Origin of the sequence: Burkholderia sp. MSMB1459WGS, assembly GCF_001534535.1 — a bacterium.
Classification (GTDB): Bacteria; Pseudomonadota; Gammaproteobacteria; order Burkholderiales; family Burkholderiaceae; genus Burkholderia.
Map to the genome: position 1 here is coordinate 392,834 of NZ_LPMU01000044.1, position 26,271 is coordinate 419,104.

The 26,271-nt window shown below is 62.6% G+C and carries 19 protein-coding genes and 1 pseudogene; 17 read left to right on the forward strand and 3 right to left on the reverse strand.

From position 1 onward, the window contains the following. Positions 1-4 precede the first annotated feature (4 nt). The 5 genes from WT97_RS18440 (at position 5) to WT97_RS18460 (ending at position 8,392) form a co-directional block, all read left to right on the forward strand. Positions 5-1,534 carry an efflux RND transporter periplasmic adaptor subunit gene (locus WT97_RS18440; RefSeq protein ID WP_060354082.1) on the forward strand — a complete coding sequence of 510 codons (1,530 nt, stop codon included), beginning with the start codon at positions 5-7 and terminating at the stop codon, positions 1,532-1,534. Next, entirely contained in the window at positions 1,531-4,737 is a 3,207-nt protein-coding gene (locus WT97_RS18445; protein WP_060353996.1) for an efflux RND transporter permease subunit, read from the forward strand. Before WT97_RS18440 ends, WT97_RS18445 begins: the two co-directional genes overlap by 4 nt. After that, entirely contained in the window at positions 4,734-5,084 is a 351-nt protein-coding gene (locus WT97_RS18450) for a copper-binding protein (RefSeq protein ID WP_060353997.1), read from the forward strand. The genes WT97_RS18445 and WT97_RS18450 overlap by 4 nt, the downstream gene beginning before the upstream one ends. Before the next feature lie 680 nt (positions 5,085-5,764). After that, positions 5,765-7,102 carry an MFS transporter gene (locus WT97_RS18455; RefSeq protein WP_060353998.1) on the forward strand — a complete coding sequence of 446 codons (1,338 nt, stop codon included), beginning with the start codon at positions 5,765-5,767 and terminating at the stop codon, positions 7,100-7,102. A gap of 105 nt (positions 7,103-7,207) precedes the next feature. Further along, the gene (locus WT97_RS18460) at positions 7,208-8,392 is read left to right on the forward strand and encodes a porin (protein ID WP_060353999.1); all 1,185 of its coding nucleotides are present in this window, start codon (positions 7,208-7,210) and stop codon (positions 8,390-8,392) included. Positions 8,393-8,495: 103 nt separating this feature from the next. On the opposite strand, the gene WT97_RS18465 is transcribed toward WT97_RS18460, so the two are convergent. Next, positions 8,496-9,503, reverse strand: a complete 1,008-nt coding sequence (locus WT97_RS18465; protein ID WP_373558482.1) for a LacI family DNA-binding transcriptional regulator — start codon at positions 9,501-9,503, stop codon at positions 8,496-8,498. A 219-nt stretch (positions 9,504-9,722) separates the two neighbouring features. Here WT97_RS18465 and WT97_RS18470 point away from each other — a divergent pair, with 219 nt between their 5' ends. The 12 genes and pseudogenes from WT97_RS18470 (at position 9,723) to WT97_RS18520 (ending at position 24,486) form a co-directional block, all read left to right on the forward strand. Then, entirely contained in the window at positions 9,723-11,270 is a 1,548-nt protein-coding gene (locus WT97_RS18470; protein WP_060354001.1) for a UxaA family hydrolase, read from the forward strand. Positions 11,271-11,331: 61 nt separating this feature from the next. Then, positions 11,332-12,666, forward strand: coding sequence for an MFS transporter (locus WT97_RS18475; RefSeq protein ID WP_060354002.1), 1,335 nt, complete (start codon positions 11,332-11,334; stop codon positions 12,664-12,666). After that, positions 12,641-13,432 carry a 4-hydroxy-2-oxoheptanedioate aldolase gene (hpaI, locus tag WT97_RS18480; RefSeq protein ID WP_060354003.1) on the forward strand — a complete coding sequence of 264 codons (792 nt, stop codon included), beginning with the start codon at positions 12,641-12,643 and terminating at the stop codon, positions 13,430-13,432. The genes WT97_RS18475 and hpaI overlap by 26 nt, the downstream gene beginning before the upstream one ends. 61 nt (positions 13,433-13,493) lie before the next feature. Continuing rightward, a complete protein-coding gene (locus tag WT97_RS18485; protein WP_060354004.1) occupies positions 13,494-14,798 on the forward strand; it encodes an MFS transporter in 1,305 nt (434 codons plus the stop codon). 44 nt (positions 14,799-14,842) lie between these two features. Further along, positions 14,843-15,907 carry a cyclase family protein gene (locus WT97_RS18490; RefSeq protein WP_082751413.1) on the forward strand — a complete coding sequence of 355 codons (1,065 nt, stop codon included), beginning with the start codon at positions 14,843-14,845 and terminating at the stop codon, positions 15,905-15,907. Positions 15,908-15,992: 85 nt separating this feature from the next. After that, positions 15,993-18,962, forward strand: coding sequence for an FAD-binding and (Fe-S)-binding domain-containing protein (locus tag WT97_RS18495; RefSeq protein WP_060354005.1), 2,970 nt, complete (start codon positions 15,993-15,995; stop codon positions 18,960-18,962). A 41-nt stretch (positions 18,963-19,003) separates the two neighbouring features. Next, complete coding sequence (locus WT97_RS18500; protein WP_060354006.1) at positions 19,004-20,476, forward strand: NAD-dependent succinate-semialdehyde dehydrogenase; 1,473 nt, start codon at positions 19,004-19,006, stop codon at positions 20,474-20,476. Positions 20,477-20,664: 188 nt separating this feature from the next. Beyond that, positions 20,665-21,318 (forward strand): annotated as a pseudogene (locus WT97_RS18505) (helix-turn-helix domain-containing protein); the annotation flags it as partial. 370 nt (positions 21,319-21,688) lie between these two features. Then, positions 21,689-22,126, forward strand: coding sequence for a MarR family winged helix-turn-helix transcriptional regulator (locus WT97_RS18510; RefSeq protein ID WP_060354007.1), 438 nt, complete (start codon positions 21,689-21,691; stop codon positions 22,124-22,126). A 66-nt stretch (positions 22,127-22,192) separates the two neighbouring features. Next, positions 22,193-22,756, forward strand: a complete 564-nt coding sequence (locus WT97_RS33040) for a cysteine hydrolase (protein WP_082751414.1) — start codon at positions 22,193-22,195, stop codon at positions 22,754-22,756. Between the two features lies 1 nt (position 22,757). Then, positions 22,758-23,087, forward strand: coding sequence for a hypothetical protein (locus WT97_RS33045; protein WP_082751415.1), 330 nt, complete (start codon positions 22,758-22,760; stop codon positions 23,085-23,087). Beyond that, a complete protein-coding gene (locus WT97_RS18520) occupies positions 23,059-24,486 on the forward strand; it encodes a DHA2 family efflux MFS transporter permease subunit (protein ID WP_082751416.1) in 1,428 nt (475 codons plus the stop codon). The genes WT97_RS33045 and WT97_RS18520 overlap by 29 nt, the downstream gene beginning before the upstream one ends. A gap of 208 nt (positions 24,487-24,694) precedes the next feature. On the opposite strand, the gene WT97_RS33050 is transcribed toward WT97_RS18520, so the two are convergent. Together WT97_RS33050 and WT97_RS33055 are read right to left on the reverse strand one after the other, a co-directional pair. Beyond that, complete coding sequence (locus WT97_RS33050) at positions 24,695-25,309, reverse strand: NIPSNAP family protein (RefSeq protein WP_082751417.1); 615 nt, start codon at positions 25,307-25,309, stop codon at positions 24,695-24,697. 244 nt (positions 25,310-25,553) lie between these two features. Then, complete coding sequence (locus WT97_RS33055; protein ID WP_082751418.1) at positions 25,554-25,883, reverse strand: helix-turn-helix domain-containing protein; 330 nt, start codon at positions 25,881-25,883, stop codon at positions 25,554-25,556. Positions 25,884-26,271: the final 388 nt, after the last annotated feature.

The window sequence follows — 26,271 nt, forward strand, 5'->3', positions numbered from 1 at the left end:
CGATATGACCCAAAAACCACTGGTGCGCGCGGTGCTGACGGTATTTGCCGGCGCGGCCTTGCTCGGGGCAGGCTACTTTGTAGGCACACGCCATGCGGCAATGCCTGCCGCGGCAGCGTCGACAGCCGCGGTTCTGTCAGGCGACAAGATTGACCCGAAGACCGGCAGGAAGGTGCTGTACTGGCATGACCCGATGGTGCCGAACCAGCATTTCGACAAGCCCGGCAAATCGCCTTTCATGAACATGCAACTGGAGCCTGTCTACGCGGACGAAGGCGGCGGCTCGTCCGGCATCAAGATTGACCCGGGTCTGCAACAGAACCTCGGCATTCGCTATGCGACCGTGCGCCGGCAGGAAACGACAGGCGGATTCGACGCGGTCGGCACAACGCAATTCGACGAGTCGCGCTCGGATGTCGTGCAGTCGCGCGTCACCGGCTACATCGACCGGTTGTACGCGAGTGCGCCGATGCAACGCATCGCAAAGGGCGCACCGGTCGCGTCACTGTTCGTGCCGGACTGGCTCGCGCCGCAGGAAGAATACCTTGCGCTCAAGCGCGGCGGGATGGACGCTAGCCTGCTTGAAGCGTCCCGCGCACGAATGCGCGCGATGTCGATTCCCGAGGGCATCATCGCGAGCCTCGACCGAACCGGCAAAGCGCAGACGCACGTCGTGCTGACGTCGCCCGAAGCCGGTGTCGTTAGCGAGCTGAACGTTCGCGACGGCGCGATGGTCGCACCCGGCCAGACGCTCGCGAAGATCGCGGGCCTGTCGAAACTCTGGCTCATCGTCGAGATTCCCGAGGCCCTCGCGCTGAATGTGCAGCCCGGCATGACGGTCGATGCGACGTTTGCCGGCGATCCGAGCCAGCATTTCGCCGGGCGCATCCGCGAGGTCCTGCCGGGCATCAGCACCACGAGCCGCACGCTTCAGGCGCGCCTGGAAATCGACAACGCCGCGCTCAGGCTGACGCCGGGCATGCTGATGCGCGTGCGCGTCGCCGGCCAGAAGGCGATATCGAGACTGCTGGTGCCGTCCGAAGCGGTCATCACGACCGGAAAACGTTCGGTCGTCATCGTGAAGAACGGCGACGGCCGCCTGCAGCCAGCGACAGTGACCGTGGGTAATGACATCGGTAACGAAACCGAGGTGCTGAGCGGCCTGAACGACGGCGACACCGCCGTCGCGTCCGGCCAGTTCCTGATCGATTCGGAAGCGAGCCTGAAGTCCGTTCTGCCAAGGCTGGAAGGCAGTACGGGGGCAAGCGCGGCCGCGCCGGCGTCTGCGTCTGCCGCCGCTGCGCAGACCTACGAGACCACCGGCAAGGTCGAGAAAGTGACCGCCGCAGACATTACGTTCTCGCATCAACCTGTGCCGGCGCTCGGCTGGGGGGCGATGACGATGGCGTTCAACAAGCCGGCGCCCAGCGCATTTGCCGACGTCAAGGCTGGGCAGACGGTGCATTTCGTCTTCAAGCAGTCAGACGATGGTTACCAACTGACGAAGGTTGAACCGGTCGGAGGCGCGCAATGATTGCCCGGCTCATTCGCTGGTCCATCCACAACCGATTCCTGGTGTTGCTCGCGACCCTGCTCGTAACGGGTTGGGGCCTGTACTCGGTCTCCGAGACACCGCTCGATGCACTGCCCGACCTGTCCGACACGCAGGTCATCATCAAGGCATCGTATCCGGGCAAGGCGCCGCAAGTCATCGAGGACCAGGTCACGTACCCGCTCACGACGACGCTGCTGGGCGTGCCGGGCGCGAAGACTATCCGTGCGTACTCGTCGTTCGGCGATGCGTTCGTCTACGTGCTGTTCGACGACAAGACCGATCAGTATTGGGCGCGTTCGCGCGTGCTCGAGTATCTGAATCAGGTGCAAAGCCGCTTGCCGCAGGGCGCAACGGTCTCGCTCGGACCGGACGCGACCGGCGTGGGCTGGGTGTACGAGTATGCGCTGGTCGACAGGAGCGGAAAACATGACCTCGGTCAGCTGCGCGCGCTGAACGACTGGTTCCTGAAGTTCGAGCTGAAAGCGGTGCCGGACGTTTCCGAGGTCGCCAGCATTGGCGGCATGGTGCGCCAGTACCAGGTCGTGCTCGACCCGGACAAGCTGCGCGCGTACGGCATCACGCAGGCCGCGGTGGCCGACGCGCTCGGCAAGGCGAATCAGGAGTCGGGCGGCTCGGTCATTGAACTCGCCGAATCCGAGTACATGGTGCGCTCGTCTGGCTACCTGCGCTCGCTCGACGATTTCCGGAATGTCGTATTGCGGACCAACGACGCCGGCACGCCGGTATTGCTGGGCGACGTGGCGCGCATCCAGATCGGCCCCGAGATGCGTCGCGGCATTGCCGAACTGAACGGTCAGGGTGAGGTCGCCGGCGGCGTCATCGTGATGCGCTCCGGCAAGAACGCGCTGACGACCATCGACGCGGTGAAGGCAAAGCTTGCCGAGCTGAAACGCTCGCTGCCACCCGGCGTCGAAGTGGTCACGACTTACGACCGCTCGCAACTCATCGCACGGGCGGTGGACAACCTCAAGGACAAGCTCATCGAGGAGTTCATCATCGTCGGGCTCGTCTGCGCCGTGTTCCTGTTTCACCTTCGCAGCGCGTTCGTCGCGATCCTGTCACTGCCGCTTGGCGTGCTGGCCGCATTCATCGTGATGCGATATCAGGGCGTCAACGCGAACCTGATGTCACTCGGCGGCATCGCGATCGCCATCGGCGCGATGATTGACGCGGCGATCGTAATGATCGAGAACGCGCACAAGCACCTGGAAGCATTCGAGCATGAGTTTCCCGACACACGGATGACCGCCGCGCAGCGCTGGGAACTCATCGCGACGTCGGCCGCCGAGGTGGGGCCGGCATTGTTCTTCTCGCTGCTCATCATCACGCTGTCGTTCATTCCTGTGTTCTCGCTGGAAGGACAGGAAGGCAAGCTGTTCTCACCACTGGCGTTCACAAAGACGTACACGATTGCAGCGGCAGCTGGTTTGTCGGTCACCTTGGTGCCCGTCCTGATGGGTTATCTGATCCGCGGCAGGATTCCGCATGAGAACGCAAACCCAATCACCCGCGTGCTGATACGGCTGTACCGGCCGCTGCTTGAGGCGACGTTGCGCCGGCCGTGGGCGGCGATTGGTCTCGCCGTTGTTGCGCTGGCGCTCACGCTGGTGCCGATTTCGCGTCTTGGCGGCGAATTCATGCCGCCGCTCGACGAAGGTGACCTGTTGTATATGCCGACCGCGCTACCGGGTATTTCCGCCGGCAAGGCTAGCGAACTGCTGCAGCAAACGGACCGGCTCATCAAAACCGTGCCCGAGGTCGCGACGGTGTTCGGCAAGTCAGGCCGCGCGGATACGGCAACGGACCCGGCGCCACTCGAGATGTTTGAGACCACCATTCAGTTCAAGCCGCGCAGCCAGTGGCGGCCGGGCATGACGCCGGAGAAGCTGGTCGACGAACTCGATCGCACGGTGAAGGTGCCGGGGCTCTCGAACGTCTGGGTGCCGCCGATTCGCAACCGGCTGGACATGTTGTCGACGGGTATCAAGACGCCGGTAGGGGTCAAGATTTCCGGGCCGGATCTGACGCAAATTGACCGTATCGCGACCGAGGTCGAAACGGCCGTCAAGGGCGTTCCCGGCGTGACCTCGGCCCTTGCAGAACGGCTGAACGGCGGGCGCTATATCGACGTGGATATCGACAGGCTGGCCGCGGCCCGCTACGGACTCTCGGTCGCCGATATCCAGTCGGTCGTGTCGTCGGCTGTGGGCGGCGAGAATGTCGGCGAGGTGATTGCCGGTCGCGAACGCTTCCCCATTAACATCCGGTATCCGCGCGAAATCCGCGACTCGCTTGAGAAGCTGCGGCAGTTGCCGGTCGTTACCGATCGCGGCGCGCAAATCCAGCTCGGCGACGTCGCGCACGTCACGATCGCCGACGGCCCACCGATGATTCGCAGCGAAAATGCACGGCTCTCCGGATATGTCTACGTCGATATCCGCAACACCGACCTGCAGTCCGCCGTGAAGGCAATGCAGAAGGTGGTGGCCCAGCAGGTCCAATTGCCACCCGGTTATTCGATAGCGTGGTCGGGTCAGTTCGAGTACTTGGAACGCGCGGCGGCCAAGTTGCGCACGGTGATCCCCGTCACGCTCGTCGTCATCTTCGTGCTGCTGTTCCTGACCTTCAATTCGGCCGCCGATGCGCTGCTGCTGATGTCGACCGTACCGTTTGCGCTGGTCGGCGGGTTCTGGCTGATCTGGATGCTGGGCCATGCGGTGTCGGTCGCGACGTCAGTCGGATTCATCGCGCTCGCGGGCGTCGCTGCCGAGTTCGGCGTCGTGATGCTGCTGTACCTGAAAGGCGCGCTCAATCGCCGGCTGGAGGATGGCGAGCCGCTCACCGAGGCGCTGCTGTTCGATGCGATTCGCGAAGGCGCCGTGCTGCGCGTGCGGCCGAAGGCCATGACGGTGGCCGTCGTGCTCGCGAGCCTGGTTCCGATCATGGTCGGACACGGTTCCGGGTCGGAGGTCATGCAGCGGATTGCCGCGCCGATGGTAGGCGGCATGGTGACCGCGCCACTTCTGTCGATGTTCGTGATTCCCGCCGCGTGGTTCCTGTTGCAGCGCCGTCGCGCGCGACAGGCCCGTGCTGCCAGTTTCCCCCAAGCAGTAACTTCCGGCACGAAAGTGCCAGTCAACCAAACCGGAGAAGTCCAATGAAGAAGCTCATTGTTGTATCTGCCGCACTCGCAGCCGCTTTCGTCACGCCCGCATTTGCCGGCAACGATATGGCTGGCATGGACATGTCGACCAAAACTTCCGCGATGAGGGCGTCGTCGAACAACGCACTCACCGACGCGGAGGTGAAGAAGGTCGACGCGGCGACCGGCATGGTCACGTTGAAGCACGGCGCGCTCGAAAACGTCGGCATGCCGCCGATGACGATGGCGTTCAAGGCGAAGGATGCCACGATGGTCAAGCACATCAAGGAAGGCGACAAGGTCAAGGTGCGCGTTGAAGATGTCAACGGCACCCTGACCATCGTGAAACTGGAAAAGCGCTCCTGACAACACATCGGTGTCCGGCGCGCAAGCATTTGTCCGCGCGCCGGTGCGCCAAAAGGGTGGCAGGGGAGACCGGGATGCGCCCGACATCCATAAGCACGCATCAGTCTCACGACCGAGCAGAGGACAAGTCGGGTTGCATGCTTCGCTTCGCCCTTGTGCTGGTGCCTGGACTCGTATGCTGGGCGACATAAGCAGGCCACGAAGCCGAATCGCTGGCACCCGGGCAGGCATTTCCATTGACCGCTAGCCGGGATTTTCCAGTTAAGACCGGGACGGAAATTGGGCTGGCTTCAGAAAAGCAGGTGTTCGATGACAAGACTGGCATCGACGGGGGGAGCTCATCCGCTGGCTCTACTGAGAGTTTGCTTGCCTCGATGTTGAGCGGCGTTTTCCTTCTCGCCACCCGCCCCGAAAGTACTGGGCAAACCGACACATCGTACGTTTTAAAAATTCAGCCCACTTGCACGGCGGGGACGCCATGGTTGCACACCGAACGTTTGGGAATCGGCGCTTACCCCAGGGAAAAGAAGCTGGAATTTATTTGGCGGCCATACTACGATGGCATCCTATGTTACCGGTTACTGTAAACGGTAACATCGAGCGAGGTGAAACCGCTTAACGGTACGCATTCCCCGGCGCGGCCGGGGAATGGATGATTATCAATACAACAGGAGACTCGGATGAATCAGGCCGCCAACGTGCGGAGTCGCTCCAGTGTGCGCTGGTGGGTTGCCGGCCTGATGTGGGCGGCCATCGCGATCAACTACATCGACCGCACGGTACTGTCGGCGGCGGCGCCGCGCATTCAGTCGCAGTTTCATTTGAGCGCGGTGGAAATGGGCGTCGTCATGTCGGCGTTCTTCTGGTCGTACGCACTCCTGCAATTGCCCGCCGGTTTCCTCGCGGATCGGTTCGGCCAGAAGAAAGTGCTGGGCTTCGCGGTGCTTTGGTGGTCGCTCGCGACCGCGATGACGGGCCTCGCCAGCGGCTTTCGCTCGCTCGTGACCTTGCGCGTGGCGCTGGGCGTGGGCGAGGCGGGCGCGTACCCGAGCAACGCAGGCATAGCCACGCGCTGGTTTCCGCGCAAGGAACGAGCGACCGTCGCGGGTATTTTCGACAGCGGCTCGAAGCTCGGCGGCGCGATCGCGCTGCCCCTTATCGCCGCAATGCTTGCGGCGTTCGACTGGAAGCTCACGTTCGTCATCACCGGCTTACTCGGGCTGGTCTGGTTCGTGGTGTGGCAGTTCACGTTCAGCGACTCGCCTCGTCAGCACAGGTGGGTCAACGCCGAGGAACTCGCGCATATCGAAAGCGACGCGCTGCCCGGCCAGAATGCCACCGCGCGCCCCTCGCTGCGTGCGCTGCTCAAGCATCGCAACATCTGGGCGATGTGCATCGGCTTCTTCATGATTAACTACAACTCGTACTTCTTCATCACGTGGCTGCCCACGTATCTGATGAAGGAGCGCGGCATGAGCGTGCTGCAGATGGGCTGGATGGCCTCGCTGCCCCTGCTGGCCTCGATCTTTGTGGAAATTCTGGCGGGCTGGGCCTCGGACCGCGTCTTCGCGAGCGGCAAGCTCTCTCTCACCGCCACGCGCAAGCTGTTTCTCGTGATTGGCCTGTTGATGGCGTCGAGCATCGGTCTCGCGGCGTTTGCGCAATCCGCGTGGCTGGCCGTGCTGCTGCTGTGCATCGCGAAGTCGGGCACCACGGTGGCGGCCTCGCAGGTGTGGGCGCTGCCAGGCGACGTCGCACCGCCCAATGCCGTTTCGATGGTCGCGGGCCTGCAAAACACGGTGTCGAATCTTGGCGGCGTGGTCGGCCCGGTGATCACGGGCGCCATTGTTGGCGCGACCGGTTCGTTCGTGCCCGCGCTGCTGTTTTCGTCCGCGCTGATCGCCATCGCGATTGTCAACTATCTGTTCCTCCTCGGGAAGGTGGAGCCGATCCGACTGGACGCAATCGACGGCGCGGCGACGCACTCGCGAACGCGCGAGCACAGTCACGCTCGGTAAATTCAGCCGCAGCGGCGCTGTTTGAGTCGATGGAAAAATTCCCGATCTTCACCTGAGGTCAGAATACATAACACTCCTAATCACATTAAATATCAGGTCACTCGAATGAAAAAAGCACTTTTCGCAGCGGCCGGACTGCTGTTCGCCGCGCCCGTGGTCGCGCACGCACAAAGTTCGGTCACGCTGTACGGTGTCCTCGATGCAGGCATCGGCTACGTCAACAACATCAAGGGCGGTTCGGTAGTTCAGGCCACGAGCGGCCGTTTGAGCGGCAGCCGTTTTGGCTTCAAGGGCAACGAAGACCTCGGCGGCGGACTGAGCGCAGTGTTCACGCTCGAAGGCGGCTTCAAGCCCAGCGACGGCACGGCGGCGCAAGGCGGCCGTCTGTTCGGTCGCAGCGCGTTCGTGGGCATTGCCAGGAGCGGCGTGGGCACGGTTACGTTCGGTCGCCAGTACGAACCGCTCGCGGACCTCGTCGCGCAATACGCGGGTCCGGGCATCTGGTCGCCCTCCACGCACGTGGGCGACAACGACAACCTTAACCAGACCTTCCGCATCAACAACGCCGTGAAGTTCCGCAGTGACGCCATCGCGGGCTTCACCGTCGACGGCATGTACGCGTTCAGCAACCAGGCAAGCGGTTCAGGCACGGGTTTCGGCAACAACCGCGCATGGGGTATCGCCGTGAATTATGTGAACGGTCCGCTCTCGTTCGGCGGCGGCTATGTGCTGCTCGACCATCCAAACACGACGACCAACACGGGCGGCGCGATCGGCGGTACGTCGACCACGAGCGGCGACGACTACAGCGGCGCATTCTTTTACAACCTCGACGGGGGCGTGGTGCGCCAGCAGATCGCGGCGGCCGGCGGGAACTACAGGATCGGCAAGGCGATCGCGGGCTTCGCGTTCAGCCACACGCAACTGGACTACACGGACGGTTCCTCTCGCAAGTTCAGCAACTACGACGCGAACCTCCGTTACCTGCTCACGCCCGCCACCACGCTCATTGGCATCTACACGTTCACGGACGGACGCGCGAACAATCTGCCGGGCACGGGTGGCGCATCGCTCAAACCGAAGTGGCATCAGTTCACGCTGGGCGTGGATTACGCGCTTTCGAAGCGCACTGACGTATATGTGTCCGCCACCTACCAGCTCGCGGCGGGCGATGCCTCGACACGAGTGGGTTCGACGTATCGCCGTATCGCGTCGATCGCGTATGCGGGCGGCGCTTCGTCGACGAACCGTCAGGTGGATGTGTTCACGGGTATTCGCACGAAGTTCTGATCGCGCGTCAGCGTAGAAGAAACCGTAAAAAAAGCCCCGCGCGATTGCGGGGCCTTTTGCGCTTTTGGCTTATGCCGCGGCGGATTGTGTGGCGGCGACAACTTCAAGCCGAGCCGCGCTCGATCAGTGTAAAACCGACGTCGACCTTCGCGCGCTTGCACGTGCCGGTTTCGATCTTCTCGATCAGCATGGACGCTGCGAGCTTGCCGATTTTCGTGCCGTCGATACGAATGGTTGTGAGCGCCGGGTCGGTGTCGCCCGCGAAATTCTGGTCGCCGTAGCCGATCACCTTGAGGCGTCCGGGAACGTCGAGCTGGCGGGCGTGCGCTTCGATCAACACGCCCAGCGCCATGATGTCCGCGCCGCAGAAGATGGCGTCGATCTGCGGATGCTCGTCGAGCAGCTTCGACAACGCGCGGCGCCCGTCGCCGAGATGCGCGGGCGAGGGCACTGCGGCGACGGGCACGGTGCCGCCGAAGGTCTCGATAAAGGCATCGGCGCGAAGCTTCGCGCGACGGTCGCCCGGTGTAACGATGGCCGGATGACGCGCGCCCCGTTCGCGCAGATAGCTGGCTGCCGCTTCGCCCACGCGCTTGTGCGAGAAGCCGATCAGCATATCGAGCGGCGAGCGCGTGATGTCCCACGTCTCCACGACCGGAATGCCCGCCGCGCGCAGCTTCTGCCGCGAGGCCTCCGAGTGGATCACGCCGGTGAGCACGATGCCGGCCGGACGCCGTCCGATGATGGCGTCGAGCAGCGCCTCTTCGCGCGATTCGTCATAGCCGCTCTGGCCGAGCAGCAGTTGATAGCCGGCCGAGGCCAGTTCCGTGGTGAGCGCGGCCACGGTTTCCTGAAACACGCTGCCCGCCATCGCCGGAATGAGGGCCACGACGAGATGGCTGCGATTGGACGCGAGCGATCCTGCGATCAGATCTGGTGTGTAACCCGTCTGCCGCACCGCCTCGCGCACGCGTTTGAGCGTTTCGACCGAGACCAGCTCGGGATTGTTGAGCGCGCGCGACACCGTGACCTTGGTGACGCCAATCAGCTGGGCCAGATCGTTGAGGGTGATGCGGCCGGTGCTCTTGCGGGCGCGCCGCGTGGCAGGCAGGGCGGTTTCTGTCGGGTTTTTGGTCACGGGCGCGGGTCTTCCTGCTGCAAAAAGGTGTTGGCAATTATCCCAAAACTGTACTACGATCGCATCAATGTTACCGGTTACATTAACCGGTAACGCGAACCGAACCGAAAGGCTGCGCATTCCCCGGCGCGGCGCGATGATTACTAGTGCGACCGGAGCGGCCTCGTCCGTTCGATGCACGGAGACAGGCGAATGCTTCAGTCCAGCAAGACCTACAATGGGCCGCTCATCCGGCTTAACCAGAACGATAATGTCCTGATCGCACGGGAGGCGCTGACAATCGGCCATCAAGTCAGCATCGAAGGCGAAGCGATCCGTCTGCGAGCGCAGGTTGCCGCGGGCCACAAGGTCGCGGCGCGCCGAATCGCGGCGGGCGAGCCCATCCGCAAGTACGACACCGTGATCGGCGTGGCAGCACGCGATATCGAACCGGGCGACCACGTTCACACGCACAACATCACGCTCGTCGATTTCGAACGCGATCCGGGCTTCGGCCTCGACGTCAAGCCCGTGGACTATGTCCCGGCCGACCAGCGTGCGACCTTCCAGGGCATCGTGCGTCCTGACGGCCGTGTCGCCACGCGCAACTTCATCGGCATCATCGCGTCGGTGAACTGCTCGGCCACGGTGATTCGTCATATCGCCGATTATTTCACGCCGGAGCGCCTGCGCGATTATCCCAACGTTGACGGTGTGGTCGCCTTCGCGCAAACGAGCGGCTGCGGCATGTCCTCGCCGAGCGAGCACTTCGACGTGCTCCGCCGCACCATTGCCGGTTATGCGCGCCATCCAAATCTTGGCGGCGTGCTGATCGTCGGGCTCGGTTGCGAGCGCAACCAGGTCGGCGATCTGCTCCACTCGCAAGGGCTCAAAACGGGCAAGGCCGTACACACGCTCGTCATGCAGGATATGGGCGGCACGCGCGCGACGATCGAGGCGGGCATCAACGCGGTGCAGGCGATGCTGCCCGCCGCGAACGACGTCGTGCGCACGCCGGTGCCGGTCAGCCATCTCAAGATCGGTCTCGAATGCGGCGGTTCGGACGGCTTCTCGGGCATCACCGCCAACCCGGCACTGGGTGCCGCGATGGACCTGCTCGTGCGCCACGGCGGTACCGCGATTCTTTCGGAAACGCCCGAGATTCATGGCGTCGAATACATGCTTACTCGCCGCGCCGTCTCGCCGGAAGTCGGCCGGAAGCTGCTCGACCGCCTGGCGTGGTGGGAGCGTTATACGCACGGCCATAACGGCCAGTTCAACGGCGTGGTGGGGCCGGGCAACCAGCAGGGGGGGCTTGCCAACATCTTCGAAAAGTCGCTCGGCTCGGCGATGAAAGGCGGCACCACGCCGCTGCAAGCGGTCTATGAATACGCGGAGCCGATCGACCGCGCGGGCTTCGTGTTCATGGATTCGCCCGGCTATGATCCGGTCGCGGTGACGGGCCAGATCGCGAGCGGCGCGAACCTCATCTGCTTCACGACCGGACGCGGTTCGATGTTCGGCTCGAAGCCGGCACCGACGCTCAAGCTCGCGAGCAACACGCCGATGTTCACGCGTCTGGAAGAGGACATGGACATCAACTGCGGTCTCGTGATCGATGGCGAGCGCAGCATCGAGGAAATGGGTCAGGACATCTTCCGTCTGATCGTGCGCGCGGCATCGGGCGAGCGCACCAAGAGCGAACTGCTCGGACTCGGCGACAACGAATTCGTGCCCTGGCACATGGGTATCGTGAGCTGAGCACGCGAGCTCACGCGTTGTTTTCAGCTTTCAGATCAATAAAACAGACAGGAGACGGCAGATGCTGCAATCTGCTCGGCGGCCGGGCCGCTCGACTATGCGCTGGTGGGTCGCGGGCCTCATGTGGGCTGCGATTGCGATCAACTACATCGATCGGACGGTGCTTTCGGCGGCCGCGCCGAAAATTCAGTCTGAATTTCATCTCGACGCGATCCAGATGGGCATCATCATGTCGGCGTTCTTCTGGTCGTATGCGCTGCTGCAATTGCCTGCGGGCCTGCTTGCCGATCGCTTCGGCCAGAAGAAAGTGCTGGGTTTCGCGGTGCTCTGGTGGTCGGTCGCGACCGCGATGACGGGCCTCGCCAGCGGCTTTCGCTCGCTCGTGGCGTTGCGCGTGGCGCTGGGCGTGGGCGAGGCGGGTGCGTACCCGAGCAACGCGGGCATCGCCACGCGCTGGTTTCCGCGCAAGGAACGCGCGACCGTCGCCGGCATTTTCGACAGCGGCTCGAAACTCGGCGGCGCGATCGCCTTGCCGCTGATCGGCTGGATGCTGGCCGCGTTCGACTGGAAGATGACCTTCGTGCTGACGGGGCTGCTCGGCGTCGTCTGGTTCGTGGTGTGGCTGGTGAGTTTCACCGATTCACCCGCGAAGCATCCGCGCGTCAGCGCCGCGGAGCTTGCGCATATCGAAAGCGACCGGCTCTCGGAAGGCGCGCAGAGCACCACGCGTCCCCCATGGCGTAAGCTTTTCGCGCATCGCAACATCTGGGCGATGTGCATCGGCTTCTTCATGATTAACTACAACTCGTACTTCTTCATCACGTGGCTGCCCACGTATCTGATGAAGGAGCGCGGCATGAGCGTGCTGCAGATGGGCTGGATGGCCTCGCTGCCCCTGCTGGCCTCGATCTTTGTGGAAATTCTGGCGGGCTGGGCCTCGGACCGCGTCTTCGCGAGCGGCAAGCTCTCTCTCACCGCCACGCGCAAGCTGTTTCTCGTGATTGGCCTGTTGATGGCGTCGAGCATCGGTCTCGCGGCGTTTGCGCAATCCGCGTGGCTGGCCGTGCTGCTGCTGTGCATCGCGAAGTCGGGCACCACGGTGGCGGCCTCGCAGGTGTGGGCGCTGCCAGGCGACGTCGCACCGCCCAATGCCGTTTCGATGGTCGCGGGCCTGCAAAACACGGTGTCGAATCTTGGCGGCGTGGTCGGCCCGGTGATCACGGGCGCCATCGTTGGCGCGACCGGTTCGTTCGTGCCCGCGCTGCTGTTTTCGTCCGCGCTGATCGCCATCGCGATTGTCAACTATCTGTTCCTCCTCGGGAAGGTGGAACCCATTCAATTCGGCGACCCTTTAAAGGAGACAGGCACTCATGAACACGCAGACATCCGCGCTTAATCCGTTCAAGGCAGCGCTCGCTGCGAACAAGAAGCAGGTTGGCTTCTGGCTCTCGATGGCCGACCCGTATCTTGCCGAAGTGAGCGCGACCGCTGGCTTCGACTGGCTACTGATCGACAGCGAACACGCGCCCAACGACCTGCGCACGATCCTCGCGCAGTTGCAAGCGGTGGCGCCGTACCACGGCGAGCCGGTGGTGCGCCCGGTGAACGGCGACCCCGCGCTGCTCAAGCGTCTGCTCGATATTGGCGCGCGCAACCTGCTCGTGCCGATGGTCGACACCGCCGACGAAGCGCGCGCGCTGGTCGCGGCCGTCCGTTATCCGCCGCACGGCATTCGCGGCGTGGGTAGTGCCGTGGGCCGCGCCTCCCGCTGGGCCCTGCGCACCGACTACCTCGATGTATCGGATGACGAAGTATGCCTGCTCGTCCAGGCCGAAACGACCGCAGCATTGAGCAATCTCGAAGAGATCTGCGCGGTGGATGGCGTGGACGGCGTGTTCATCGGACCGGCCGATCTCGCGGCGTCCATGGGCTATCGCGGCAAGGCCACGCACCCGGAAGTGCAGCACGCCATCGACAATGCGATCCGGACGATTGTCGCGTCGGGCAAGGCGGCGGGCACGCTCACCTCCGACCCGACGCTTGCGCGTCATTACCTCGAACTTGGCTGCATGTTCGTGGCCACGGGCGTGGACATCCTGATGCTCGCGAACGCGGCACGCAAACTCGCGCGCGACTTTGCGGATGTGCGCGCGACGGACTGACCCGCGCCGCTCCGCGAATAGATACAGACAGTACGCATATAAGGATCGGAGGAGACACGACATGAACGACTTCGCAGTGAGCCGTCCCGCGCAAGCGGGCACGCATGTGCAGGCGTTGCGCGAAAACTGGCGCATCATCTTCGCCGCCACAGCAGGCTGGGCGCTCGACGCCTTCGACTTCACGATCCTGCTGTTTCTGATTCCGCATCTCGGCAGGGTGTTCGACGCGGGCCTGCCCGCAATGGCCTTCGTCGTGACCGCCACCGGTTTCGCCAAGGTCGCAGGCACTATCGGCTGGGGTTTCGCCGCGGACCGCTTCGGCCGCAAGATAGTGTTCATGGCCGCTGTGCTGTGGTTTTCGTGCGCGGCTGGTTTGAGCGGCCTGGCATGGAGCTACGCGTCGTTCATGTCGATGCGCGTGCTGTTCGGCATCGGCTTTGGCGGGGAATGGACGGCGTCCGTCGCGCTGCTGATGGAAACCGTGCCCGCGAAGATTCGCCCGCTGGCCTCAGGCATCATGGTGGCGGGCTACGAGTTCGGCTATCTGCTCGCCGCGCTCGCGTTCCACTTCCTGTTCCCTATTGCCGGCTGGCGTTGGATGTTCTTCCTCGGTGTCCTGCCCGCGCTGCTCACGCTTTTCCTGCGCCGTAACGTAGGCGAGTCGCCAGACTGGGAGCGCGAGCAGCAGCACAACAAGCGCCGCAGCATGCGCGAAGCCTTCATTTTCAATCCGGCCGTGTTCCAGGCGTGGGTGTTCTCAGCGGCGATCAACTTCATGCTGTGGGCCGTGCAGGTGCTGTATCCAACCTTCCTGCTGACGGTGCAGCATCTGGATTCAAGCCAGATTTTCCCGTTCGTGATCGCCTATTCGGTGGGTTCGGTCATCGGCAAGCCGCTTTCGGGCTACTGGGCCGCGCGCTTCGGCGAGCGCCGCACGATCTGCCTGTTCCTCGGCGTGGTGATTCCGTCCACCGCGCTCTACACGCTGGTGCAAAGCCACTTTCTGCTGGGCGCGGGCGCATTCTGCATGGGCATGTTCGCGAACGGCCTGTTCGGCATCATGCCGCTCTATCAATCGCGCCGCTTCCCGGTGGAAGGGCGCGCGACGGGTATCGGTATTAGCTATGCGATGACGTCGATTAGCGTCGTTGCGCCGTATGCGATCGCCCTCGTCACGCCTTCGCTCGGCCTCAAGTTTGGCATGGCGTCGTTCATCGCCGGCGGAGCGTTGCTGCTGATTGCGATCAGCCTGTTCGATACGTCGCGCTGGATGCCGCGTGGCGAAGAAGCCGAAGGCAACGCAGTGACCGGCACAACGCGTAGCGAAGCCGAGACGCCGATGTTGGCCGGCAACGCCACTCGCTGAAGGCCACTGAAGGCAACTGTTAAGCAAACCACCGGGACCTGTCGATGAACATCACCGCACGCCGCTGGACCCAACGCCCCGCCGATTCCACATGGGGCGACTGGGGCGCCGACGACCAATTGGGTCGCCTGAACCTCATCACGCGCGCGAAGGTGCTGGAAGGCCTGCGCGAGGCGCGCGAAGGGCGCACGTTTTGCCTCAGCCTGCCGCTCGACTGTCCCGGCGATCGCGTGCTGAATCCGCGTCGCGCGCCGCCGCACGTGCAACCCACGATGCGCGGCGAGATGCCGAACATGACGTACCCGCTCTCGCGCGACAACGCGAATCTCACCGACGTGATATGTGACGACACGGTCACGCTCGCGTTGCAGTACTCGACGCAGTGGGACAGCCTCGCTCACATGGGCCAATGGTTCGACGCGGACGGCGACGGTCAGCCGGAAATGTGCTTTTACAACGGCTTTCGGGCGGGCGACGACGTGATCGGGCCTCTCGACTATCGCAGCGAAAAATCGGGCGAACCGCTGCCCGTCATCGAGCGCGCGCCGGGTGCCTACCGGCTCGGCATTGAGAACATGGCGGCCACCTGCGTGCAAGGCCGCGCGGTGATGGTCGACCTCAAGCGCCAGTTCGGCGCGGTGCCTCAGCGCGTGGGGTACAGCGACCTGATGGAAGCGATGGGCGCGCAGAATGTGGTGGTTGAATCCGGCGACATGCTGTGCCTGCGCACGGGTCTGGACGAAGCGTTGCTCGATGTATATCGCACGCAGAAAGGCAAGGCGCTCGAAGGCGGTTTCGCAGGTCTTGATGGCCGCGACGAAGCGCTGCGCCGCTGGATCGTCGATTCGAACGTGGCTGCGCTGATATCGGATAACGTGGCCGTTGAATTTCTGCCCGCCGCACCGAGCGACGACGCGCGTTATCCTTCGCATCCGCTTCACGATTTATGCTTGTTCCGGCTTGGCGTGCACCTGGGCGAGCTGTGGCATTTGAGCGAATTGGCCGACTGGCTGCACGCGCACGGTCGCAATCGCTTCTTGTTAACTGCGCCGCCGCTGCGTTTGCCGCGCGCGGTCGGCTCGCCAGTCACGCCGGTCGCGACGGTTTAAACGATGGCGTGAACCCGCCTGAGCCGCACCAAAGTTTTACCTGCCGTATCCATTATTGCCAAAAGCGCCCCACGCTAGCGATGTCATGAACTCAAACGATTTGCCTCGCCACGATATCAACACCTTGCTCGCCCTCCAGCGCCAGCTTGCCCGCAACACGCGCGCCGAGGTCCGCTTCGACCCTGGCACGCGGGCCGCGTATGCGTCGGAAGCGTCGAACTACCGACAGGTGCCGATCGGCATCGTCGTGCCGCGCAGCGTCGAGGACGTGGTCGAGACTATGCGCGCGTGCCGCGAAGCCGACTTGCCAGTGCTCACGCGCGGCGCGGGTACGTCCATGTGCGGGCAGTCGGTAAACGCGGCGGTGATCATCGACGCATCGAAGTACCTCAACACCATCGAAGCAATCGACGTGTCGGCGCTCGTGGCGACAGTGCAGCCCGGCGTGATCTGCGATCAACTGAAGGACGCGGCGGCGCTGAAAGGCCTCACGTTCGGCCCCGATCCGGCCACGCACAGCCGCTGCACGCTTGGCGGCATGATCGGCAATAACTCGTGCGGCGCGCATTCAGTGATGGCGGGGAAAACCGCGGAAAACATTGAGGCGCTGGAAGTGCTCACCTACGACGGCGAGCGGTTCTGGGTCGGCCCGACCGACGACGCCGCGCTGCGCGAGCATCTCGCGGCGGGCGGTCGCCGAGCGGAAATCGTTTCGGGCCTGCTCGGTCTCGTGGAGAAATACGGCGACGCGATTCGCGAAGGCTTTCCCAGGCTCAAACGCCGGGTGTCCGGTTATAGCCTCGATCAACTCCTGCCCGAAAACGGCTTCAACATCGCGCGTGCGCTCGTGGGTTCCGAAGGCACCTGCGTTTCGGTGCTGCGTGCGAAAACCACGCTCATGACCAACCCCGTGCATCGCCTGCTCGTGGTGTTCGGTTTTCCGACCATTTTCGATGCCGCCGATTGCGTGCCGCAACTGCTGCCGCTCTCGCCCATCGCAATGGAAGGGCTCGACACAGGCATTGTCGGCGGCCTGCGCGAGCGCGGTCTGGCGCTTGCCGATATTGCTGAACTGCCTGAAGGCAATGCATGGCTGATGGTGGAGTTCGGTGCGACCGACAAGGCCGTGGCGATGGCGGCGGCGCAACGCGCGGCTGCGCTCGCCCCCGATCTACCGGGCCTACCGTCGGTGCGTCTCGTGAGCGATGCCGGGCTCATGAAGCGCTTGTGGTCGGTGCGCGAAACTGGCGCTTCGGCCACTTCCATTGGTGACGACATGTCGAAGCCGGACCCCGTGGTGGGTTGGGAAGACGCCGCCGTGGAGCCGCGCCACTTGGGCCCCTACTTGCGCGAATTTTCGGCGCTGGTGGAGTCGTACGGCTACAAGACCAACATGTATGGCCATTTCGGCGACGGTTGCATTCACTCGCGGATCACTTTCGATCTGCGCAATGCGCAAGGCGTGAACACCTGGCGTGAGTTTTTGTTCGACGCCGCGAAGCTGGTCGTGAAATACGAAGGCTCACTCTCGGGCGAACACGGCGACGGCCAGGCGAAGGGGGAACTGCTGCACCTCATGTATTCGCCGGAACTGATGGAAGCGTTCCGTGCATTCAAGGCGATCTGGGACCCGCGCGGCCGCATGAATCCCGGCAAGCTGCTGGATGCGATGCCGGTGGACCAGAATCTGCGACTCGGCCCGACGTATAAGCGCGTGGACGTGTCGAGCCCGTTTCTGTTCGGCGATCTCGCCAAGCCCGACACGTTCGCGCGCGCGACGGAGCGCTGTATCGGCATGGGCAAGTGCCGTTCGCTGAGCGGCGGCACGATGTGCCCGAGCTATCGTGCTTCGCGCGAAGAGAAGTATTCGACACGCGGTCGCGCGCGTCTGCTGTTCGAACTACTCAAGGGTGAAGTGATCGAAGACGGCTGGCAAAGCGAGGCCGTGAAGGATTCGCTCGATCACTGTCTCGCGTGCAAGGGTTGCCGCAGCGATTGCCCTACGCACGTGGACATCGCCAAGTACAAGAGCCACTTTCTTTACGAGTATCACAGGCACAAGCGTCGTCATGTGATCGATGCGATAGTGAGCCGCATCGGCAACTGGCTGCCGGTGGCCACGCACGTGAGCGGCGTGGCGAACGCGTTGATTCGTAATCCGTCGTTCCGAAAGGTGAGCGCGAAGTTAGGTTTCGCCGAAGACGTGAAGTTTCCCACCATCGCTGCAAAAACGTTCCGCAACGGCGCGAGCGCGAAGCGTCTGCTGGCGCGGGCCGAAGCCGTGACCACCAGGTGCACACCGGTGCTGTTGTGGACCGATACGTTCAACAACGGCTTCACGCCCGAGGTGATGGAAGCGGCGGTGCGCGTGCTCGAATCGAAGGGTTTCGAAGTGCGCCTGCTGCGCAAGCAGGTGTGTTGCGGCCGGCCGATGTACGATGCCGGTCTGCTCGACGAAGCGAAGCGCAACCTCGAAACGATCATGTCTGAGATGGCGAACGTGATCGAGTCGAAGCTGCCCGTGGTCGTGCTCGAACCGAGCTGTCTTTCGGTGTTCCGCGACGAATTGGTCGCACTGTTCCCGAACGACGACCGTGCGCATGCTCTCGGGAGGGCGGTAAAGACGCTCGCAGAATTGCTGCAAGAGTATGGCGTCACGCTGCCGAAGCTCGATGAAGAGGTGCACTTGCACGGTCATTGTCACCAGAAGGCGTGCGGCGGCATGAAGGCGGAAACGGCGATGCTCAAGCAGGCCACGAGCAGGGGCTCGGTGTTGCCCACGGGTTGCTGCGGCATGGCCGGCGCGTTTGGCTATCACAGGAAAACCGCCGATCTCGCGAAGCAGGTCGCGCTGTCGGAACTCGTGCCGGTGATTAGCGCGTTGCGCGACGATGCCGTGATCGTGAGCGACGGCTTCAGCTGCCGCTCGCAGATTCGCAACACCACGGGCCGCACTGCGCTGCATCTCGCGCAGTGGCTCGATCGCCAGCCCGATGCTGCGCAAACGGACGCCTGGGCTGCAGCGCCGGTGAAAGAACAAGTCGCGTCGAATTGACCCGATCGACGCCCGATATCCCTGATGGCAAGGAGCACGCAATGAGTTTGGAGTTGACCCGAAGCGAACTGCTTCGACATGAGAATTTCATCGACGGCAAGTGGATTGCCGCTGCCGGTAATCACCGCTATGCCGTGACGAATCCAGCTACGCAGGCCACGCTTGCGCAAGTCGCGAACAGCGCTGCCGCCGACGCGCGCGCGGCCACCGACGCGGCATCGCGCGCGCTGCCCGCGTGGCGTGACAAGCTGCCTCGCGAGCGCGCGGCCGTGCTGAACCGCTGGCACGCGCTGATCCTCGCGAACACCGAGGACCTCGCGCGCCTGATGTCGTTGGAGCAGGGCAAGCCGCTCGCCGAAGCGCGCGGCGAAGTCGCGTATGGCGCGTCGTACGTGGCGTGGTTCGCGGAAGAAGCCACTAAGATTTACGGCGACATCATTCCGCAGACGCAGCGTGGCAAGCGCATGATGGCCATCAAAGAGCCGATTGGCGTTGTGGCTGCGATCACGCCGTGGAATTTCCCGCTCGCGATGATCGCGCGCAAGATCGCGCCCGCGCTCGCCGCCGGTTGCACGGTGGTAGCCAAGCCCGCGGAGGACACGCCGCTCACAGCGCTCGCGCTGTCCGTGCTGGCGCAGGAAGCAGGCTTGCCCGACGGCGTGCTCAACATGATCTCCGCCGCACGCAAAGAAGGTATTGCCGCCGTGGCGGACTGGCTAGCCGACGACCGCGTACGCAAGATCACCTTCACGGGCTCGACGGCCGTGGGCAAACATCTTGCGCGCGAGTCGGCGGGCACGCTCAAGAAGCTCTCGCTTGAACTGGGCGGCAACGCGCCGTTCATCGTGTTCGAGGACGCCGATCTGGAAGCGGCCGTTAACGGTCTCATGCTCGCCAAGTTCCGTAATGGCGGTCAGACGTGCGTGTGCCCGAACCGCATCTATGTGCATGATGCGGTTTACGAAGCATTCTGTGAGCTGATCGCGAAGCGCGTGAGCGCGCTGCACGTGGGCCCGGCCACCGATGCGAAGGCGCAGATCGGCCCGATGATCAATGAGCGCGCTATCGACAAGATCGCCAAGCATGTGGACGACGCCGTGACGAAGGGCGCGCGCGTGCTGACTGGCGGAAAGCGCCTGACTGAACTCGGCCCGAACTACTACGCTCCCACCGTGCTTGCCGACGCCACCGACGCCATGGTGCTGTGCTGCGAGGAAACGTTCGGCCCGGTCGCGCCGCTGTTCCGCTTCAACGACGAAGACGAAGTCATCCGAATTGCCAACGACACGCCGTTCGGTCTGGCCGCGTACTTCTACACTAACGACGTGCGCCGCATCGACCGCGTGGCGCGCAAGCTCGAAACGGGCATTGTGGGAATCAACGAAGGCGCCGTGGCGAGCGAAGCCGCGCCGTTTGGCGGCGTCAAGGAGTCAGGATATGGCCGCGAAGGCTCGCGCTACGGCCTCGACGACTATATGGCGCTCAAATATGTATGCCAAGGCGGTCTCGCTTGATTTCTTTGGTGCGGCCTACCCCTACACTTGATGCGAGGACTTTTACGCACACCATCGAACCGCTGCGCTCCCGCATGTTTGCGGCCGATTAGATGTGAAGCTTCAATAGGTTGTATCGATGGTTCATCCGGACTGGGTCTGGGAGACTGGAAGTCGCCAAACACCCAACCTTCCAGGAACCCAGCCGGATGAACACCCATAAGAATGCCCGACTCACTTTCGCGCGTCGACTTGAGATGGTTCAGGAAATCACCGAATCTGTTTCGAGTGTGCCGCAAGCGGCGGCCGATCACGGCGTGACAACACCGACCGTGCGTAAATGGCTCGGGCGCTATCTGGCCGGTGGCGCGCCGGTACTGGCTGACGCCTCATCGAGGCCTGCTTGCTCTCCACGCGCCATCGCCCCGGCGACTGCCTTGCTGATCGTGGAATTGCGCCAGCAACGCTTGCTGCAACGTCAGATTGCCCGACAGGTGGGCGTGTCGGCCTCGACCGTCAGCCGCGTGCTGGCGCGTGCCGGACTGTCCCGGTTGAGCGACCTGCAACCGCGTGAACCGGTTCAGCGCTACGAACACGAGGCACCGGGCGATTTGTTGCACATCGACATTAAGAAGCTCAGCCGTATCGCGCGTCCAGGCCATCGCGTCACCGGCAATCGGCGCGATACGGTCGATGGCGCTGGGTGGGAGTATCTGTTCGTCGCGGTGGACGATCATGCCCGGATTGCCTACACGGCAATGCATCCAGACGAGACAAGGCGCAGTGCCGTGCAGTTCCTGCGCGATGCAGTGGCTTGGTACGCAGGGCTCGGCGTGCGTGTGCGTCGCTTGCTAACCGACAACGTTCTGACCCTGAACGCGACGCTGGCGGTCAGGCGAGGCGGGCGGGTTATTCTGATGGGTGGCCTGCGCGGGGTCGAAGGCGACCTCGGACTGAACTACCACTGGTTGATGCGCAACGAGACCACGGTGTGTGGCGTCTGGATGTACAGCAGGGAGGTCATTCCCCGGATGGTGCAGATGGTGCGCGCCGGGCTGATTGACCTCGGGCAGTTTGAGGTAGCCGAGTTCAGTCTGGACGACACCAACGAGGCAGTGGCCTATGCGGTGGCCCATGCCGGGCCGCGCCAACTGACCGTGCTTCGGCCTGACGGGGTACGGAAAGTAAAAAGATAAACTTGCAAGTTTGTCTTGCATATCATATCGTCTCGCTATGACGATCGATTCCGTACCTTCGTTTGACATCCTTGCCAAGGACCTCACGACTGCCATCAGCCGCCTGATAAGGCGCCTACGCACCGAGTCCAACCCGACGGAGCTGGCTCTTTCGCAAATGGGCGTCCTGGCGCGCCTTGAGCAAAGCGGGCCGATGACGACCGCGGACCTTGCACGTGCAGAGCTGATGAAGCCCCAGTCGATGGGCGTGATCCTGGGAAGCCTGGAGCAGGAAGGGCTGGTCGAGCGACAGCCCCATCCGACGGATCGCCGTCAGATTCTCTTCGTGCTGACCGACGCGGGTGCGGCGGTGAGGACGAGACACCGCGCCATGAAACGGGACTGGCTGGTCGGAGCACTCGGTGCGCTGGAACCGGCTCAGCGGGAAGCGCTCATCGCGGCGATACCGATCCTCCGGCAGATGGGCGACTCCTGACGTCGCGTCGGCAGCGCCGGAGTAGGGAACGCAAGTCAATCAACTTCCTTTATTTGGGAGAACTACATGACTGTGAGTCAACTTGATTCAAGAGCCGCGTTGATCGTCATCGATCTGCAGAAAATCGTTGCGTCGATGCCCGCCGTTCATCCCGTCGGGCAGGTATTAGAGAATGCTGGTCGTCTTGCCAAGGTCTTTCGTCGACATAGCCTTCCTGTGGTTCTGGTCAATGTCGTCGGTATAGCGCCTGGCCGAACGGAGCAGAGCCATGCTGGGCACGAGCTCCCACCGGATTGGTCCGACCTGCTTCCAGAGTTGAATCAGCAGCCGCAGGATCACCTCGTGTCCAAAAGAACGTGGGGTGCATTTACCGACACCGGTCTTGATGATTACCTGAAATCCGCTGGCGTTACCCAAGTGGTGGTGTGCGGGGTCGCGACGAGTATTGGTGTCGAATCAACCGCCCGCCAGGCCCATGAGTTGGGCTTTAACGTCACCCTCGCCGTCGATGCCATGACAGATCTCAGTGTCGAGGCACATGCCAATAGCGTTGAGAGGATCTTTCCTCGATTGGGTGAGACGGGCACAACGCAAGCCATCCTTGATCTCCTGTCGACGCGGAGCGCGTGACATGTCCTGGCTCCCAGTCGTTGCGTACTTTTTTGGCGGTTTCTTTTTTGCGAATGCCATACCACATGTCGTGAGCGGCACGATGGGAAGGCCATTTCAGAGCCCGTTCGCCAGGCCGCCCGGAGCAGGGCTTTCTTCTTCGATCACCAATGTGATGTGGGGCTTCTTCAATATTGTCGTTGGCTATCTACTGGTGTGTCGCGTCGGTGATTTCACGTTAAAGAGTACGACCGACGTTATCGCCCTCGGTGCTGGCGCATTTCTGATTTCATTGTTCTCTGCGCGGCATTTTGGCCGTCTCAATGGCGGCCATGCAGAAAAACTCTCCTGAACTTGCCGATGCTGCAGACGATCGGATTGACCCTTCTGTCTGGAAAATCGCCGGCGTCGCATTGTTCGGAGCGTTGCTCGCACAGCTGGACGCGACCATCGTCAACGTCTCCCTTTCGAACCTTGCGGCGGAGCTGAACAGCAGCCTTTCCACCATCCAATGGGTCACGAGCGGCTATTTGCTGGCGCTCACCCTGGTGCTGCCGTTGAATGGCTGGCTGGTCGACCGCATCGGCGCCAAGGCGCTTTATCTATGGTGCTTCTCGGCGTTCATGCTGTGCTCGGCGCTATGTGGCCTTGCCTGGTCGGCTCCTTCCCTGATCGCCTTTCGAGTCTTGCAGGGAGTCAGCGGTGGCCTCCTTGCGCCCATGACGCAGATGATGATCGCGCGTGCGGCGGGGAAACACATGGCCCGCGTGGCGGGCTACATGGCGCTGCCCGTCCTCCTGGCGCCCGTGCTTGGTCCCGTGATTGCGGGCGCCATTCTGCAATACGCGTCGTGGCGCTGGCTGTTTCTGGTCAATCTGCCTGTTGGGGTAATCGCTCTTCTGCTGGTGCTTCTGGTCCTTCCTGGCGACCGGCATGAAACGACACGTCGGAAGTTGGACTGGGTTGGCCTCGCCTTGCTTTCGCCCGGTCTGGTGATGTTTCTCTACGGTTCCGAGCGACTCAACCGTGCAGCGGGGTGCATCATTCTCACGTGCGGTTTGCTCATGATGGCGGCTTTCCTCTGGTCGGCGCGGGCGAAGGGCGATAACGCATTAATCGATCTGCACCTTTTCCGGGGCAAGGTTTTCTCCGTCGCAGCCGTCACGCAATTTCTGTCGAACGGCGGCATGTTCGCCGGCCAAATGCTGATTCCGGCCTTTCTCATCCAGGCATGCGGCCGAGCGCCGGGCGAAATGGGTTGGCTGCTAGCGCCACTTGGCATCGGCATGATGCTCACCAATCCATTCATGGGGATGCTGACGGACCGATTCGGCATTCGGCGCGTGTCTGCCGGGGGTGCCTTGCTCACGCTCCTCGCCACACTCCCCATGTTGTATCTGGCCGCCCACGGATTGAATCTTCTGGTGCTCATACCAGCGCTACTTTTGAGAGGAATCGGCATGAGCGGTGTGGGTCTGCCATCGCTGAGCGCTGCGTATGCTTCGGTCCGTCGAGAGCGGATGCCCATGGCGACGACGTCACTCAACATCGTTCAGCGTCTCGGTGGACCGACGATGACGACGCTATGCGCGACATTCCTGGCGTGGAAGCTTAAGTCCCTCGGCGCCGGCCATGCGATTTCAGGCGCATACGGCGGGGCATTTCTCATTCTTTGCGGCATCCACGCGTTCGCCTTTGTTGCAGCGGCTCAATTGCCACGTCGCCTGGGCGACGTGACAACCCGTCTGTGAAAGCTACATGTCGCACGAAGAGAAATATCGTTGAAAAATGTGCCTGATGTCGTACCGATGCGGCAAGAGCAGAACAACGTTCGCAGCTTGCGCGCGCCGATCGAGAAATGAAGAAGCGTGCGTGCGATAAGGCAGGTCTCATACCCACATCAAACTTGCTCGGTCCGTCTGCTCACTGATGATCGGCATATCGCTGGCGCGTGCTACTTCAGCACATTGGCGACCACGCTTCGGGCAGGCAGATCGTTGAGGTCGCCTTCTCGATCTGCTGAGGACCGCCGACAGGCGGCCATAGCCCTGCTGCATAGTGATGTGCCCGTAACGCCATACGCTCCTCCAGGCTGGAAAATCCCCAGATGTGAGCAATGCGAGGTGGACCGTCGAGTGCGTACATGTTTGCGACCAGGTGAGAAGTGTAGGTCTTGGCTGGGCCGATGGCTTTCTCCCAGGCGGCAATGGTTGGCGGGATTCCCCCGGATTTCAGCCAATAGCGGCGAAACTCATAAAATCTGCCTAAATTCGTCGGTTCGACGTCTGGCAAAAAAGGAAACAATCTGTAGGTTTCCATGTCGATCCGGACATGTGGGTTGCTTGTACGAAATGGCCGCTCATCCATATAAGTCCGCTCGCGCTCATGCCGGAGTTCGTCGATGGTCTCGAACTTGCGCAGGACGATGATTTGCCCGAGCTCGCCAATTTCCGTTCGCCATGATCCAAGGAGGACACCCATCGCGCTGGCATCAGATATCCAGCGTCGCGCACCATCGGATGTGGCGTCCTGTTCCAGAAGAGAGCACGAAAGTGTGGTCAGCTCATACAACATCTCAATCTCCTTGATCGGTCCGTCCAGCAATTCGCCCGGAAGCTCCCGCCGCGGCTTCGTGACCGCCTTGGCACGGTGTGCCCGTGTGCCCCAACTGTGCCTCGCGAACCTTCTGGTCGGCCGTGGCAGCTAGTTCTGTCACGCCTACCGTACCCCCGGGGCCAGACGCGGACGAGGAGCAAAAAAGCGGGCGATCTAGATCGAAGGCGAAACCCAGGCGATTCATCACGGCCGTCAATAACGGCTAACTCTGGCCGGCTATCGTCGAGCGGTGTTCTGTTCCCCAGGCCGCCATGGCTGCCATCACGGGACCAAGCGTCTGCCCAAGTGCAGTCAAGCTGTATTCGGTCCTGGGCGGAATGGTGGAATATTCCCGCCGCGCTATGAGGCCCCAACCCTCCAGCTCTTTCAGTTCCTTCGACAGAATGCGGTCACTGATGGGGGGACACGCCCGGCGTACCTCGGAAAAGCGCAGCGGCTCGTGTCGAATCAAAGCCCATACGATCCGCGCTTTCCATTTCCCTCCCATGATCCGGGAGGTGAAGGCCACCGGGCATTGCGTCGAAGCTTCCATAAGGGGGCAATCCAGAAAAATCGTGTGGGGGCCCTAGAACCTGTTGTCCAGAGCTGTTCTGATCCCCGGCCGTGTCAGTCCTGGCAGGCCTCGAACGATAGTTCGGCCTGAGCTTCGTACCCATCGGGGAGAAGACGGCTTCTTGAAACGTTAGTCCGGACACTCCGAAAAGGGAAGTACTAACAAAAAATTCCGTACTTGTGAATGATTAGCTATCGGCTTACTGTTGCCATGACGCCGGTGAGAGGTACTCGTGCCTCCCCCACACACAAGGAGTAATGCTTTGAAGGCTATCTGCGTAACATCAAGTCGGGGCTGGAGGTCCGTGACATTCCGTTGCTGAGCGAGCCGGCCGAGGGCCATGTCCTGATCGACATGCACGCCTCCG

What these genes read in the sequence shown, in the direction of transcription:
- WT97_RS18440 (WP_060354082.1), top strand. Translation starts at nt 5, where the DNA reads ATGACCCAAAAACCACTGGTGCGCGCGGTGCTGACGGTATTTGCCGGC.
- WT97_RS18445 (WP_060353996.1), top strand. Translation starts at nt 1,531, where the DNA reads ATGATTGCCCGGCTCATTCGCTGGTCCATCCACAACCGATTCCTGGTG.
- WT97_RS18450 (WP_060353997.1), top strand. Translation starts at nt 4,734, where the DNA reads ATGAAGAAGCTCATTGTTGTATCTGCCGCACTCGCAGCCGCTTTCGTC.
- WT97_RS18455 (WP_060353998.1), top strand. Translation starts at nt 5,765, where the DNA reads ATGAATCAGGCCGCCAACGTGCGGAGTCGCTCCAGTGTGCGCTGGTGG.
- WT97_RS18460 (WP_060353999.1), top strand. Translation starts at nt 7,208, where the DNA reads ATGAAAAAAGCACTTTTCGCAGCGGCCGGACTGCTGTTCGCCGCGCCC.
- WT97_RS18470 (WP_060354001.1), top strand. Translation starts at nt 9,723, where the DNA reads ATGCTTCAGTCCAGCAAGACCTACAATGGGCCGCTCATCCGGCTTAAC.
- WT97_RS18475 (WP_060354002.1), top strand. Translation starts at nt 11,332, where the DNA reads ATGCTGCAATCTGCTCGGCGGCCGGGCCGCTCGACTATGCGCTGGTGG.
- hpaI (WP_060354003.1), top strand. Translation starts at nt 12,641, where the DNA reads ATGAACACGCAGACATCCGCGCTTAATCCGTTCAAGGCAGCGCTCGCT.
- WT97_RS18485 (WP_060354004.1), top strand. Translation starts at nt 13,494, where the DNA reads ATGAACGACTTCGCAGTGAGCCGTCCCGCGCAAGCGGGCACGCATGTG.
- WT97_RS18490 (WP_082751413.1), top strand. Translation starts at nt 14,843, where the DNA reads ATGAACATCACCGCACGCCGCTGGACCCAACGCCCCGCCGATTCCACA.
- WT97_RS18495 (WP_060354005.1), top strand. Translation starts at nt 15,993, where the DNA reads ATGAACTCAAACGATTTGCCTCGCCACGATATCAACACCTTGCTCGCC.
- WT97_RS18500 (WP_060354006.1), top strand. Translation starts at nt 19,004, where the DNA reads ATGAGTTTGGAGTTGACCCGAAGCGAACTGCTTCGACATGAGAATTTC.
- WT97_RS18510 (WP_060354007.1), top strand. Translation starts at nt 21,689, where the DNA reads ATGACGATCGATTCCGTACCTTCGTTTGACATCCTTGCCAAGGACCTC.
- WT97_RS33040 (WP_082751414.1), top strand. Translation starts at nt 22,193, where the DNA reads ATGACTGTGAGTCAACTTGATTCAAGAGCCGCGTTGATCGTCATCGAT.
- WT97_RS33045 (WP_082751415.1), top strand. Translation starts at nt 22,758, where the DNA reads ATGTCCTGGCTCCCAGTCGTTGCGTACTTTTTTGGCGGTTTCTTTTTT.
- WT97_RS18520 (WP_082751416.1), top strand. Translation starts at nt 23,059, where the DNA reads ATGGCGGCCATGCAGAAAAACTCTCCTGAACTTGCCGATGCTGCAGAC.
- WT97_RS33050 (WP_082751417.1), bottom strand. Translation starts at nt 25,309, where the DNA reads ATGTTGTATGAGCTGACCACACTTTCGTGCTCTCTTCTGGAACAGGAC.
- WT97_RS33055 (WP_082751418.1), bottom strand. Translation starts at nt 25,883, where the DNA reads ATGGAAGCTTCGACGCAATGCCCGGTGGCCTTCACCTCCCGGATCATG.